Source organism: Pseudomonas sp. S3(2024) (assembly GCF_036861315.1).
In the GTDB taxonomy this organism is placed as follows: Bacteria; Pseudomonadota; Gammaproteobacteria; order Pseudomonadales; family Pseudomonadaceae; genus Aquipseudomonas; species Aquipseudomonas putida_A.
The window spans coordinates 408,482-422,479 of sequence record NZ_JAZAQQ010000001.1; the positions used below are offsets into that span (position 1 = coordinate 408,482).

Here is a 13,998-nt window from a genome sequence, read left to right on the forward strand (position 1 = left end):
GCGCACAATGACTTCTAAAAACAATCCCGCCACTGCGGTATCCGATCTGCCCCTGAGCCCTGCCGCAAACAGCCCGTCATCATCGAAGCCATTGCCTCCCTCGCGCCCGCTGGGCACTCAGCAATATCTGTACTACACCGAAACCAACACCGACCGCATCCTCGACAACCTCGATGGCCTGCGTGATCTGGTGTTCCCGCGTCCACCGCACCTGGAAGGCGACAACGAACAGCACAACGATCAGGAGTTTCCGTCGGTGTGCCTGATCGGCCTCGGTCGCTGCGGCTCGAACATCGCCCTCGATGTCGCGGAGCTGGTGTACAACGCGCGCAAGTTCTACCTCAACGAATTCAACAACGAAGACCGCGCTGCTGACCGCCGTCTGGCCGACAAGGGCTACAGCCCGGCGCAGTGGATCAAAAACAACCTGCGGATCGGCACCAACAAGTCGAGCAAACCGGTGTTCCTCGTCGAACCGCTGGTGATGCTGGGCGACCTCGACAAGGACATCGCCGGGCGCATCCGTTTCTCGCGCAAGGGCGAGAAAAGCGGCTTCCTGCGCGATTACAGCAAAATGAAGATCATGGACTTGTCCGAAGTCCACGCCGGTGGCGCCGGTAACGCGCCGATCCTCGGCCAGTATCTGGCGAAGATCATCCTCAACAAGGACACCCAACGCTTCTCCAGCCCTGACTGGAAAATGATCCACTCGTACCTGATCGACAGCTGCGGCATCAAGGCCAACCAGTCGCGCCTGTACTTCTCGATCTTCAGTGCCGGCGGCGGTACCGGTTCGGGCATGGCTTCGGAATTCGGTCTGGCCCAGCAGCACTCGTACATGAACAAGACGTTCGACACCAAGCCGATGGACGAACACGACGGCAAGAGCGGACATTCGTTCGTGTTCGAGCCGATCTTCACCAGCGGCATCTGCGTGCTGCCGAACATTTCCGATCACCGCAGTGAAATGTCCGAGGCGCTGCACATCAACGCCGGACGCCTGCTGTGCAAATACCTGTCGGAGGAATGGGATTTCTCCTACAACTTCGCCAATGAAGACAGCAGCGAAGCCAGCGTCATGGGCCGTATCCGCCCATGGAACGCGATGATGCTGATCTCCAACGACATCATGCGTTACGCCGAAGAGAGCGATGACGGCAACATCCAGAACATTGATGTCAATGCGATGGAGAAGCACGCCAACCAGTACATCTCGCAGCAGATCTTCAACATTCTGACGGCGCAGGCGGTGACCACCGACTACGACCAGAACTACTTCCGCCGCGCCGGCATCGACATCGGCGAAACCATTCGCCTCGATGCCAACGACCTGTTCATGAGTCTGGCCGGCCCGGTGGCGATTGCCTACGCCGAATCGGTGGTGCCGGAAACCCCGCCGCCGAGCAGCGACAAGTTCAAGGTGTTCGACAAAGAGCCACAGCGTCTGAACATCGATGACCTGTTCTTCCGTTCGATCGACCTGCCGCACTTCAATAAAGTCACCCAGGCCATCGAAGGCATCAGCCTGCTGCCGATCGAATCCAAGCGCTATCGCGCCTCGCTGGAGCAGTACAAGAATTCCGGCTACGACGCCGCCGCGCTGCACGACCTGCACTTCTTCAAGAACTGCTCGTCGGTGGTGTCGATCGTCTCGTTGCCCAAAGACTACAAGCTGTCGTACATGGACCTGAACCGGTTGAAGACCCACCTCAACAGCCTGTTCCCCAATACCACGCTCAAGCGTTATGCGCTGGTGATCGGTGCCTCGGCCAACCTGTCGCTGACCACCCTGATCGCCAAGAGCCCCTGCCTGTCGGACGACTTCCTGACGTTGATCGTGGCGTTCATCAAGCGCTGCTTCGCCAAGACCCCGTACCGTTTTGACGAGACTCTGGACAACTCGATCCTCGACTTCATCATCAATGAAGACTTCGACGAAGGCCGCATCGACGATCTGCTCAACGAGTTCGAGAACCCGGCGAAGATCCTCGACACCAACTGGTACGCGATCAAGCCGATGTACGAGAAGAAGTACCGCGAGCTGATCAACGACAAGGACAAGTTCGTCTCGATCAACGACATTCGCCTGTCGCGCGATTGCGTGAAGAAGTCGATCAAGTACCTGCGCGAGATCTACCGTCACAGGATCGGCAAGACCAAGGTTATTTCGCTGAATAACCATACCGGGAAGACTTACTCGGTCTGATCCAGATCCGAGTTGCCCCTATCGCGAGCAGGCTCACTCCTACAGTTGGAATGCGTTCCTCTGTAGGAGTGAGCCTGCTCGCGATAGCGTCAGTTCAAACAACACATCTCTCAGGACAGCTTGAACCCACCCATGTGCCGTGCCAGATCATCCGCCAGCTTCTGCAACATCTGACAATCCTCACGACACGCCCGCACCTCGCCCGCCGTCGCCCGGGCCAGATCGGAAATCCCCTGCACGTTGCGGTTGATCTCCTCGGTCACCGCCGACTGTTCTTCCGTCGCGGTCGCAACCTGNAAGCAGCCCTCAGGCTGCTCAATAAACTGTTCCCGTTACGTTTACGTCACCGTGAGGCCACCCACGCTTGTGGCCTTTCTCTACGGCAACGTGCCATCACGCTACTCGGCTACACACTTTTCGCTGCTGGTCAGGCGCACCACAAAGGTGCGCAGACTTAGGCGACCGCCCTTTCCTGGATCAGAATCCACGGACTCACCACCACCGCCCACAGCGCTGGATCACGTTCGAAAATATCCAGCGCCCGCGTTTCAGACAGCTTGGCGACCTTGTCCTCGGCCAGCCAGGCGGCGACTTTCTCGCCATCATCCGAAGCCACGGCCTCGGCGGCGGCGATCAAATCCAGGGCTGGGTCGACCCACAATAGGGCACCCTTGGCGAAGAACGGCTCCAGCTCTTTCCAGGTAATAGATGCGGTTTCACCAAGCAGCTTGGCATAGAGGGTGCTAGGTTCTTGATTCATGGGACTGTCCGGAAAAGAAATCGACGCGAATGATAACGTCGGTGGTCCGGCAGAAAAACCCGGTTGCAAATGGCTTCACCGAACGAAAAGAGCAGGAACGCCAAGGAATGCTGGTGTTTGGGATATATGCCCACGAAAGCCCCGCCGCAATTCTGTCTTTTTCATTCAAAAATGCGACACCTCCAAGTTTTGCCCCTCGGCGCCTGCTTCCCAGGCCAACAACCGGCGCTCTACACTGTACCGGTACAGTTGCCGGGGGCATTTCCGGAGGGTATCGCAAAGATATCTGACCCGGTTCTGCTGCTACGGCGCCAGAACTCAAAAAAATTACAACAGTAAGAGTGGAGCACTATGACTAAGGCTACTAAGCAGATTTCCAAACTGTTTGCCGCTATGGTTCTGGCCGGGGTTGCCAGCCATTCGTTCGCCGCTGACACCATCAAGATCGGTATCGCCGGCCCTAAAACCGGTCCTGTAGCCCAATACGGCGACATGCAGTTCAGTGGCGCGAAAATGGCCATCGAGCAGATCAACGCCAAGGGCGGCGTCGACGGCAAGAAACTCGAAGCCGTTGAATACGATGACGCGTGCGATCCTAAACAAGCGGTAGCGGTCGCGAACAAGGTCGTCAACGACGGCGTCAAGTTCGTGGTCGGTCACCTGTGCTCCAGCTCCACTCAGCCTGCTTCGGACATCTATGAAGACGAAGGCGTGATCATGATCACCCCGGCTGCCACCAGCCCGGACATCACCGCCCGTGGTTACAAAATGGTCTTCCGCACCATCGGTCTGGACAGCGCCCAGGGCCCTGCCGCCGGTAACTACATCGCCGACCACGTGAAGCCGAAAATCGTTGCCGTACTGCACGACAAGCAGCAATACGGTGAAGGCATCGCTACCGCAGTCAAAGCGACCCTGGAGAAGAAAGGCGTGAAAGTCGCCGTGTTCGAAGGCGTCAACGCCGGCGACAAGGACTTCTCCTCGATGATCGCCAAGCTCAAGCAAGCCAACGTCGACTTCGTCTACTACGGCGGCTACCACCCGGAGCTGGGTCTGATCCTGCGTCAATCCCAGGAAAAAGGCCTGAAAGCCAAGTTCATGGGTCCGGAAGGCGTGGGTAACGACTCCATTTCGCAGATCGCCAAAGAGTCCTCCGAAGGCCTGCTGGTGACCCTGCCGAAATCCTTCGACCAGGATCCGGCCAACGTTGCCCTGGCTGATGCCTTCAAGGCGAAGAAAGAAGACCCGAGCGGCCCGTTCGTGTTCCCTTCCTACTCGGCGGTTGAAGTGATTGCCGAAGGCATCAAGGCAGCCAAATCCGAAGACGCGGCCAAAGTGGCCGAAGCCATCCACGCCGGCACCTTCAAGACCCCTACCGGCGACCTGAGCTTCGACGCCAAGGGCGACCTGAAGGACTTCAAATTTGTGGTTTACGAGTGGCACTTCGGCAAACCGAAAACTGAAGTTTCGCCTCAGTAAGGCGCGCCCTGACTGACTGCCAATAAAGCCCACGGCGTGCCGTGGGCTTTGTTTTACGAATGTATGGGCCGCGCTGGCGTGATCCGCCAGTCTCCCCACCTGAAAATCTCAAAACCGTCATCAGCGGTTCGCTGGCAAAACCCGGATTCGAAGTGGATAAAGATCCACGGGGCCGGGCGGGAAAATGACTCCACCAGTGAAATGCGTATCAGGTTTTTAGGAGCGTTGTAATGCCTGACATCTATCACTTCTTCCAACAGCTGGTTAATGGCCTGACCATTGGCAGCACGTATGCCCTGATCGCCATCGGCTATACGATGGTTTACGGCATCATTGGAATGATCAACTTCGCCCACGGCGAGGTGTACATGATCGGTTCCTACGTGGCGTTCATCGCCATCGCCGGGCTGGCCATGATGGGAATCGACAACGTCCCGCTGTTGATGACCGCCGCGTTCATCGCGAGCATCGTCGTCACCAGTTCCTATGGTTACAGCATCGAACGGATCGCCTACCGCCCCCTGCGCGGCAGCAACCGTCTGATCCCGCTGATTTCCGCAATCGGTATGTCGATCTTCCTGCAGAACACGGTTCTGCTCGCGCAAGACTCCAAGGACAAATCCATCCCCAACCTGATCCCCGGCAACTTCTCCATCGGGCCAGGTGGTGCACATGAAGTGCTGATTTCCTACATGCAAATCGTGGTGTTCGTGGTGACCCTGATCGCCATGCTCGGCCTCACGCTGTTCATCTCCCGCTCTCGCCTGGGGCGCGCCTGCCGCGCCTGCGCCGAAGACATCAAGATGGCCAACCTGCTGGGCATCAACACCAACAACATCATCGCCCTGACCTTCGTCATCGGTGCCGCGCTGGCAGCCGTTGCGGCTGTGCTGCTGAGCATGCAGTACGGCGTGATCAACCCCAACGCCGGTTTCCTCGTCGGCCTCAAGGCCTTCACCGCTGCGGTACTCGGCGGGATCGGCAGCATCCCCGGCGCGATGCTCGGCGGGCTGGTGCTTGGGGTGGCGGAAGCCTTTGGCGCCGATATCTTCGGCGACCAGTACAAGGACGTCGTGGCTTTCGGCTTGTTGGTTCTGGTGCTGTTGTTCCGTCCGACCGGCATTCTGGGCCGTCCGGAGGTTGAGAAAGTATGACTAGGAATCTTAAACAGGCACTGTTCAGTGCCTTGCTGGTGTGGGCCGTGGCCTACCCGGTACTCGGTCTGAAACTGACCATCGTCGGCATCAACCTCGAAGTGCACGGCACCAGCCCGGCCATTCTGGCGACCATCGCCGTGTGCTCGGTGCTGATGTTCCTGCGCGTGCTGTTCAACCAGCAGATCAGCAAGGCGTGGAAATCCTCGCCGGGCCTGCCGTTGATCCCGGCCAAGGCCAGCAACTTCCTGACCCTGCCGACCACGCAACGCTACATCATCATTGCGCTGATCCTCGGTGCACTGGTGTGGCCGTTCTTCGGCTCCCGCGGAGCGGTGGACATCGCCACGCTGATCCTGATCTACGTGATGCTCGGCCTCGGTCTGAACATCGTCGTCGGTCTGGCCGGTCTGCTTGACCTGGGTTACGTCGGCTTCTACGCCGTCGGCGCCTACAGCTACGCGCTGCTGTCGCACTACTACGGCCTGAGCTTCTGGATCTGCCTGCCGATTGCCGGCCTGATGGCGGCGACGTTCGGCTTCCTGCTGGGCTTCCCCGTGTTGCGTCTGCGCGGTGACTATCTGGCGATCGTGACCCTCGGTTTCGGCGAAATCATTCGTCTGTTCCTGCGTAACCTGACCGATATCACCGGTGGTCCGAACGGCATCAGCAACATCGAGAAACCGACGTTCTTCGGCCTGACCTTCGAACGCAAAGCGGCGGAAGGCATGCAAACCTTCCACGAATATTTCGGCCTCGAATACAACTCGATCAACAAGGTGATCTTCCTCTACCTGGTTGCCCTGTTGCTGGCGCTGGCAGCGCTGTTCATCATCAACCGCCTGCTGCGCATGCCGATCGGCCGTGCGTGGGAAGCGCTGCGTGAAGATGAAATCGCCTGCCGTGCACTGGGTCTGAATCCGACGATCATCAAGCTGTCGGCGTTCACCCTGGGTGCGAGCTTCGCCGGTTTCGCCGGTAGCTTCTTCGCTGCCCGTCAGGGTCTGGTGACGCCGGAATCGTTCACCTTCATCGAGTCGGCGATCATCCTCGCCATCGTCGTGCTGGGTGGCATGGGCTCGCAACTGGGCGTGATTCTCGCGGCCGTGGTGATGATCCTGTTGCCGGAAATGATGCGTGAGTTCAGCGAATACCGGATGTTGATGTTCGGTGCGCTGATGGTATTGATGATGATCTGGCGTCCACAAGGTCTGCTGCCGATGCAACGCCCACACATGGAGTTGCGAAAATGAGCCGCGAGATCCTGAAGGTTGAAAACCTGAGCATGCGCTTCGGCGGCTTGCTCGCGGTCAATGGCGTGGCCCTGACCGTCAAGGAAAAACAAGTGGTGGCGCTGATCGGGCCGAACGGCGCGGGCAAGACCACCGTGTTCAACTGCCTGACCGGTTTCTACCAGCCCTCGGGCGGCAGCATCCTGCTGGACGGCGAGCCGATCCAGGGCCTGCCGGGGCACAAGATCGCCCTCAAGGGCGTGGTGCGCACCTTCCAGAACGTGCGGTTGTTCAAGGACATGACGGCGGTCGAGAACCTGTTGATCGCCCAGCACCGTCACCTGAACACCAACTTCCTGTCCGGCCTGTTCAAGACCCCGGCGTTCCGCAAGAGCGAACGCGAGGCCATGGAATACGCCGAATACTGGCTGGAAAAGGTCAACCTGAAAGAGTTCGCCAACCGTACCGCCGGCACCCTGGCCTACGGTCAGCAACGGCGCCTGGAAATCGCCCGCTGCATGATGACCCGTCCGCGGATCCTCATGCTCGACGAACCGGCCGCCGGTCTGAACCCGAAGGAAACCGAAGACCTCAAGGCGCTGATCAGCGTACTGCGTGAAGAGCACAACGTCACCGTGCTGCTGATCGAACACGACATGAAACTGGTCATGAGCATTTCCGACCACATCGTCGTGATCAACCAGGGCACACCTCTGGCTGACGGTACGCCGGAACAGATCCGCGACAATCCTGAAGTGATCAAAGCCTACCTGGGGGAAGCGTAAATGCTGCAGTTCGAAAACGTTTCCACCTTTTACGGCAAGATCCAGGCCCTGCACAGCGTCAACGTCGAAGTCCGCCAGGGCGAGATCGTGACCCTGATCGGTGCCAACGGTGCCGGCAAGTCCACGCTGCTGATGACGCTCTGCGGTTCGCCGCAGGCGCACAGCGGCAGCATCCGCTACATGGGTGAGGAACTGGTCGGCCAGGACTCGTCGCAGATCATGCGCAAGAGCATCGCCGTGGTGCCGGAAGGTCGTCGGGTGTTCGCCCGACTGACCGTCGAAGAGAACCTGTCCATGGGCGGCTTCTTCACCGACAAGGGCGACTATCAGGAGCAGATGGACAAGGTCCTCGGCCTGTTCCCGCGCCTGAAAGAACGCTTCAACCAGCGCGGCGGCACCATGTCCGGCGGCGAACAGCAGATGCTCGCCATCGGCCGGGCGCTGATGAGCAAGCCGAAACTGCTGCTGCTCGACGAGCCGTCGCTGGGCCTGGCACCGATCATCATCCAGCAGATCTTCGACATCATCGAACAGCTGCGCAAGGACGGTGTAACGGTGTTCCTGGTCGAGCAGAACGCCAACCAGGCGCTGAAAATCGCTGACCGTGCGTACGTTCTGGAGAACGGTCGCGTGGTCATGCAAGGCACCGGTGAAGCGCTGCTGACCGACCCGAAAGTGCGCGAGGCGTACCTCGGCGGTTGAGGCTTTTCGCTGAACAGAAAAACGGCCTTCGGGCCGTTTTTTTGTGCCTGGCAGATAGATTGAATCCAACACAGATCCCCTGTGGGAGCGGGCTTGCTCGCGAAAGCGCTGTGTCATCCGACATCAATGGTGTCTGACACTACGCCTTCGCGAGCAAGCCCGCTCCCACACAATCAAAAGCCGTCAGTAGGGGTTGCAGTACTGCGCCACCGCCTTCGCCTGATCGACATAAGGCCGTGCCGGCTCAAGGTTCCACTCAGGCTTGTTCCTCACAGGCTTGCCGTCGTAGACCGCCGCCAGATGGCAGACCATCTGCCGCCGCAACGACCCGCCATTGACGCTGTACTCACGCCATTGCGCATCGTCCTTGTGCTTGTTGTACAGCTCGGCAAACATCCGGTCGGTCTGGTCGTCCTTGATCGCCCGACCACATGCAGTCGGTACGACCGAGAGCGACCAGGTCTTCGGCCCCAGTTTCGGATCGGGACGTTGTACCCAGGTGCTGGACTCGATGTACTTGTCGCAGAATTTCGGTTCTGTCGGCGTCGAGGTCTGGATGCACGAGAAAGAGGCCTTGGCCACCGGCGTTCTCGGGAAGTCGATCTTGATGATGTTGCGATCCTTGCCGGTCTTGGCCTTGTAATCCTTTTGATTGGCCAAGGCATCATTCAAGCCGCGCTGATCGCTGTAGAAAAACGCCAGAATCGGCAGTTCATCGGTTTTCGGATTGCCCAGGCGCAGCTCCGTCTGAGTCTGAAACTCACGGCTGTTGATGACTTTGCGCGCGCCCATGAAATTGCGGAAGGCGTCGACCCGCTCCTTGCTGCTCATCGGATTGCGCATGTTGAAACCGCACTGCAACTGGTCCTGCTGGCGATTGTTGTTGTACTGGGTGAAGTGCGCGACCCAGGCATTGGGACTGGCAATCGGCGGTTTCATGGCCTGGCAGACCGCCTCGGTCGGGGCGGTATTCTTGTTGTCACCACAACCACGGTCATTGCGAAAGTCGGTCCAGGCATCGTTGGGAAACGCGCAATAGACATGCACCGGCGTCTCGGGGTCTTTCACCAGATCCCGTGGCGTAATCAGGTAGCCGTTCTGCGTGCTCATGCCAGGGTCTTCATAACTGATGCCGTCAGCCCGCATGAACGAGGCGGCAAACGTGCCCAGCTCCACGGCTTTCGGGCTGGGGTTCCAGACGTCCCACTTTTGCCCCTTGGCCGGATCGGCCCGGTGCGTGCCGCGCACCAGCAGCCCTGAGCAGTCCGACGCGGGGTCCTGACCGCAACTGTCGACGGTATTGTTGTAGAGTTTTTCAACCTTCCTCAGCGTTTCGTCGCATGACTCGGCATTGGCCCATGCCGCATGCACCAACAGCGGCAACACGAGCAACGGGGCGATCCTGTTCAGACGTTTCTTCATGGCTTGCATCTCCTTGATTAGCCAACACACTCAACGCGGGACCGGGTTGCAACCCGCGGCGCGAGTTTCGCTGTCCGACAACGCCGGCCTGAACGGTTCCAGATTCCATGGCGTCTTGTTGCGGTAATTGACCAGCACGCAGCGCAGTTGCTGACGCATGCTGCCAGCGGACTTTTCGTTGTCGCGCCAGTTGCTGTCCGGCCCCTTGAGGGCGAACAACTGATCGTACAGAGCGCCGACCTGCTCACCGGGCAAGGCGCGCCCCGCCGCGGTGGGCACGATGCTCAGGCTCCATTCATCCTTGCGGGTGCCGGGGTCGTAACGTTTGATCCAGTCGGCGGAGGCGATGTATTGCGGCACCGGGGCGCCACCCACCACCATTTCGGCGATCGCCTGATCGGCAGCGACATAGCTGAAACGCTGTTCGGCTGGCTTGGTGAAGTCCAGACGCAGGATCGGCACGCTGTAGCCCTGGGCCTGGAGTTTTTTCTGGAAATTGCGCGCGCTGTTCAGACCGTTCTCCGGTTTCGGCGGCGCCTGATCACCGCGGGTCGCAAAATTCTGCGTGCTGTTGACGTTGTAGATGAAGGCATCGATGTACTTCATGTTTTCGCTGCCATCGTTGGTCGCGGTAGCGTTCTTCAACATGAACTCGTTGACCTGGGCACTGAAGGCAAAAGGATCCTTGTTGGTGGTGTTCGGCCGCGACTCGTGCACGCGGATCATCGCGTGCCAGTCGCTGGGTTTTTCCGCGTTCCACGAACATTGGCTGTACTGGATCGGTCCCTTCATCAGCCCGGTGTATTTCTGCGTCCACTGCTCGGCGGTGGTGACACCGGCCTCGGCACAGGTGCCGTATGCCAGCGCGGCATTGCGATTGTTCAGCGTGCCTTGCGCCGCGCGCGGCGGTTCGCGGCTGTCGAAGAAACCGCAGCCATACCATTTGCGCTCCGGCCCGGTGCCGCCATCAAACGCATAGATGCAGGTGAAACCCTGCTCTTTGACCGGCAGCTTCAACGCCGCCGCATCGGTGGGTGTGCGCAGGATGAAACCGGCCGGATGAATCAGAATCCGCGTGCTCAGATCCTTGCGGATCCACGAGTAGGACGTCGCGCCGATCTTGATCGCATAGGGGCTGTAATCCCACGGATTGAACGGCCCGTCATTGACCATGCGCAAGGTCACGCCACTGCAGTAATACAGTCCGCGCGCGGCGCCGGTATCGGGTTCCTGGCAGCTGTTCTTGAGGGTGTTGTAATTACTGTTGATGCGTTTGAGCGTGTCCAGCGGATCAACCTGCGTCTGGGCGCAAACGTGCCAAACAGCAAGGGCAGCGTGCAGGCGAGCGCAAAAGATGAAGTCCTGCGCAATAGCGCAGCGCGGGCTGAGCGATCCTTCGTCATGAGATACCGTCCTGGTAAATCGGCCTGTCAGAGTGGCCGTTGAAATGACTATAGAACAGGCGAGAGTGAACACAATCCAGTGTGGGAGCGGGCTTGCTCGCGAAGGCGTAGTGTCAGACGCCATTGATGTTTGATGACACACCGCCTTCGCGAGCAAGCCCGCTCCCACAGTGGATTGCAGTGTTCGAAAATCTTTTCGAAAAAACTTTGCACTGCGCTGTAACGCATCGCCATGAGCGTTCTCTAGTGGGGTAAGCAAGCGCACTTCGCTTGTAAAACCCAAGCTCAAATCTGGAGAAACATCATGACTGCTACCACTCGCACCCTGTCCGCCGCTGCGCTGGTTCTGGCTCTTGGTTCCGCCCTGAGCATGACTGCCGTTTCCAGCGCCAATGCCGCCGACAACAGCAACATGGAAAAATGCTTCGGCGTGGCCATGAAGGGTCACAACGATTGCGCTGCGGGCGCAGGCACCACATGTGCCGGCACCGCGAAAATGGATTACCAGGCCAACTCCTGGAAGTTCGTGCCAAAAGGCACCTGCACCACCACCGAGAGCAAGACCTCGCCGACCGGTTTCGGTCAGATGGAAGCCTTCAAAGCCAAGTCCTGATCCATTGCCTGCCCGAGTGACGCTCATGTTCACCACCCGCGAAACTGTCCCACCGCGCACTCGGGCAGCCCTCTGCGGGCTCCCGCCCCGCGCGGGGCTGGGGCTCAAGACCGGGCACTTTGTTGAAGTGCTCGGCACCCGACCGGACATCGGTTTCTTTGAAGTCCACGCCGAAAACTACATGGTCGACGGCGGTCCGTTTCATCATTTTCTCGGCTTGATCCGCGAGCAGTATCCGCTGTCGCTGCACGGCGTCGGGCTGTCGATCGGGGCCGAAGGGCCACTGGACGTTCAGCACCTGCAACGCCTGAAGACGCTGATCGAGCGCTATCAACCGCAAGCCTTTTCCGAACACCTGGCCTGGTCGAGCCACGGCCCGGTGTTCCTCAATGACCTGCTGCCGCTGGCGTATGACACGCCGACGCTGAACCGCGTCTGCGCGCATATCGACCAGGTGCAGAACAGCCTCAAGCGCCCGATGCTGCTGGAAAATCCAGCGACCTATCTCGGCTTCGAACGCTCGACCATCGATGAGCCGGAGTTCATTACCGAGGTGATCCGCCGCAGCGGCTGTGGTCTGCTGCTCGACGTCAACAACGTCTACGTCTCGTGCATCAATCATCAACGCGATCCACTGACCTACCTCGACGCGCTGCCGTTGCACGCGGTTGGCGAGATTCATCTGGCCGGGTTCGCCGAAGACGCCGACAGCCTCGGCGACCGCTTGCTGATCGATGATCACGGCGCGCCGATTGATGACGCGGTCTGGGCGCTATACCGACAGGCGCTCGAACGAGTCGGCCCGGTGGCAACCTTGATCGAGCGGGACAATCAGGTCCCGGCGTTCAGTGTGCTGCTGGCCGAGGCGCATCAGGCCGAAGCGTTGTTGCTGCACGCTGGGAGTCGGCCATGAGCACGCAAGCCGACTTCAGCGCCGCCCTGCTCGACACTCGCCTGCCCTGCCCCGCCGGCCTGTGCAGCGCCAACGGTGCCGATCCTGCCAGCCGATTCTCGGTGTATCGCAATAACGTGCAAGGTTCGTTGATCAACGCGCTGGCCGACAGTTATCCGGTGGTGCAGCAGTTGGTCGGCGAGGAATTCTTCCGTGGCATGGCCGGCATATTCATCCAGCAGCAGCCGCCGCACAGTCCGTTGATGAACCGTTACGGCGACGGTCTGGCGGACTTCATTGACGCATTCGAACCGGCGGCCGAGGTGCCGTATCTGGCCGATGTCGCACGGCTCGAACGCTTGCGCACCCGCGCTTATCACGCCGCCGATGCCGCGACGGTCAGTGCGCAACAGATCAGCGCTGCACTGGCCGATCCACAAACACTCGCCGAACTGAACATCACCCTGCATCCCTCGCTGCACCTGCTCGATTCGGCTTACGCGGTGGTTTCGATCTGGGCGGCGCATCAAGGAGAAGCGACGCTGGCAGGCATCGACATCCATCAAGGGCAACACGCACTGGTGCTGCGCAACACTCTGGAGGTCGAGGTGTTTGCCCTCGATCACGGCGCCAGCGTATTCATCCGCCATCTGCTCCATCACCGACCGCTGCTGCAAGCCGCGCAAGACAGTCCACCTTTCGATCTGCCGAAGACCCTCGCCCTGCTGATCGGCCACAACGCCATCACTGACCTGAACACCAAGGTATCGCCATGAACAACCTCATCATTCGCGCCATCGGATTAATGGAAAAAATCCCCCACAGCCTGATCGCCTTCATCGCGCGGTTCTCGATTGCCGCGGTGTTCTGGAAATCCGGGCAGACCAAGGTCGAGGGGCTGGCCATCGACTTGATCGACGGCACCGTTCAACTCGGCTGGCCACGCTTGGCGGACTCGACGATTCCGTTGTTCCAGAGCGAATACCACGTACCGCTGCTGTCACCGGAAATCGCCGCGCACATGGCGGCGTTTGCCGAACACTTCTTTCCGGTGCTGATATTGATTGGCTTCGCCACGAGGTTTTCGGCGCTGGCGCTACTGGGCATGACGCTGGTCATCGAGGTGTTTGTCTACCCCGATGCCTACCCGACCCATGGCACCTGGGCGGCAGTGTTGCTGTACCTGATGGCGACCGGGCCGGGGAAATTGTCGATTGATCACCTGATCGCACGACGTTTTGCCAGCTGACCACAAACTGTAGGAGTGAGCCTGCTCGCGATAGCGGTAATCCAGCCAACATTTCTGTTGAATTTGCTTACGCAATCGCGAGCAGGCTCACTCCTACAGGA

General features: G+C 59.4%; 13 protein-coding genes and 1 pseudogene. 10 read left to right on the top strand and 4 right to left on the bottom strand.

The window, feature by feature from the left end; translation table 11 throughout:
• Window positions 1–7 precede the first annotated feature (7 nt).
• Window positions 8–2,206 (top strand): hypothetical protein, encoded by a 2,199-nt coding sequence (locus VLA07_RS01930; protein ID WP_333988321.1) that lies wholly within the window; start codon window positions 8–10, stop codon window positions 2,204–2,206.
• A 110-nt stretch (window positions 2,207–2,316) separates the two neighbouring features.
• On the opposite strand, the pseudogene VLA07_RS01935 reads toward VLA07_RS01930, so the two are convergent.
• Both VLA07_RS01935 and VLA07_RS01940 read right to left on the bottom strand, forming a co-directional pair.
• Window positions 2,317–2,502: pseudogene (locus VLA07_RS01935) on the bottom strand (hypothetical protein); the annotation flags it as partial.
• A 158-nt stretch (window positions 2,503–2,660) separates the two neighbouring features.
• The gene (locus tag VLA07_RS01940; protein WP_047292130.1) at window positions 2,661–2,966 is read right to left on the bottom strand and encodes a DUF2288 domain-containing protein; all 306 of its coding nucleotides are present in this window, start codon (window positions 2,964–2,966) and stop codon (window positions 2,661–2,663) included.
• 351 nt (window positions 2,967–3,317) lie between these two features.
• Here VLA07_RS01940 and VLA07_RS01945 point away from each other — a divergent pair, with 351 nt between their 5' ends.
• The 5 genes from VLA07_RS01945 to VLA07_RS01965 all read left to right on the top strand — a co-directional run bounded on the left by VLA07_RS01945 (window position 3,318) and on the right by VLA07_RS01965 (window position 8,318).
• On the top strand, window positions 3,318–4,445 hold the full coding sequence (locus VLA07_RS01945; RefSeq protein WP_047601142.1) for a branched-chain amino acid ABC transporter substrate-binding protein: 1,128 nt from the start codon (window positions 3,318–3,320) through the stop codon (window positions 4,443–4,445).
• A 230-nt stretch (window positions 4,446–4,675) separates the two neighbouring features.
• The gene (gene livH / locus VLA07_RS01950; protein WP_047601144.1) at window positions 4,676–5,599 is read left to right on the top strand and encodes a high-affinity branched-chain amino acid ABC transporter permease LivH; all 924 of its coding nucleotides are present in this window, start codon (window positions 4,676–4,678) and stop codon (window positions 5,597–5,599) included.
• On the top strand, window positions 5,596–6,852 hold the full coding sequence (locus VLA07_RS01955) for a high-affinity branched-chain amino acid ABC transporter permease LivM (protein WP_007969481.1): 1,257 nt from the start codon (window positions 5,596–5,598) through the stop codon (window positions 6,850–6,852). The genes livH and VLA07_RS01955 overlap by 4 nt, the downstream gene beginning before the upstream one ends.
• Complete coding sequence (livG, locus tag VLA07_RS01960; RefSeq protein ID WP_007969480.1) at window positions 6,849–7,616, top strand: high-affinity branched-chain amino acid ABC transporter ATP-binding protein LivG; 768 nt, start codon at window positions 6,849–6,851, stop codon at window positions 7,614–7,616. The genes VLA07_RS01955 and livG overlap by 4 nt, the downstream gene beginning before the upstream one ends.
• The gene (locus VLA07_RS01965; protein WP_003222380.1) at window positions 7,617–8,318 is read left to right on the top strand and encodes an ABC transporter ATP-binding protein; all 702 of its coding nucleotides are present in this window, start codon (window positions 7,617–7,619) and stop codon (window positions 8,316–8,318) included.
• A 183-nt stretch (window positions 8,319–8,501) separates the two neighbouring features.
• On the opposite strand, the gene VLA07_RS01970 is transcribed toward VLA07_RS01965, so the two are convergent.
• Both VLA07_RS01970 and VLA07_RS01975 read right to left on the bottom strand, forming a co-directional pair.
• Window positions 8,502–9,740, bottom strand: a complete 1,239-nt coding sequence (locus VLA07_RS01970) for a DUF2599 domain-containing protein (RefSeq protein WP_330206380.1) — start codon at window positions 9,738–9,740, stop codon at window positions 8,502–8,504.
• A 30-nt stretch (window positions 9,741–9,770) separates the two neighbouring features.
• Window positions 9,771–10,913: a DUF2599 domain-containing protein gene (locus tag VLA07_RS01975; protein ID WP_333988505.1), complete on the bottom strand. Its 1,143-nt coding sequence runs from the start codon at window positions 10,911–10,913 to the stop codon at window positions 9,771–9,773.
• A gap of 534 nt (window positions 10,914–11,447) precedes the next feature.
• Between VLA07_RS01975 and VLA07_RS01980 the strand changes: the two genes are divergently transcribed.
• From VLA07_RS01980 to VLA07_RS01995, 4 genes are read left to right on the top strand one after another with little or no spacing between them, the layout of a single operon-like run.
• Complete coding sequence (locus VLA07_RS01980; protein ID WP_007969475.1) at window positions 11,448–11,756, top strand: BufA1 family periplasmic bufferin-type metallophore; 309 nt, start codon at window positions 11,448–11,450, stop codon at window positions 11,754–11,756.
• Window positions 11,757–11,781: 25 nt separating this feature from the next.
• A complete protein-coding gene (gene bufB / locus VLA07_RS01985; RefSeq protein ID WP_333988322.1) occupies window positions 11,782–12,669 on the top strand; it encodes an MNIO family bufferin maturase in 888 nt (295 codons plus the stop codon).
• Window positions 12,666–13,424: an HvfC/BufC N-terminal domain-containing protein gene (locus VLA07_RS01990; RefSeq protein WP_333988323.1), complete on the top strand. Its 759-nt coding sequence runs from the start codon at window positions 12,666–12,668 to the stop codon at window positions 13,422–13,424. Before bufB ends, VLA07_RS01990 begins: the two co-directional genes overlap by 4 nt.
• Window positions 13,421–13,897, top strand: coding sequence for a DoxX family protein (locus VLA07_RS01995; protein WP_333988324.1), 477 nt, complete (start codon window positions 13,421–13,423; stop codon window positions 13,895–13,897). The genes VLA07_RS01990 and VLA07_RS01995 overlap by 4 nt, the downstream gene beginning before the upstream one ends.
• Window positions 13,898–13,998: the final 101 nt, after the last annotated feature.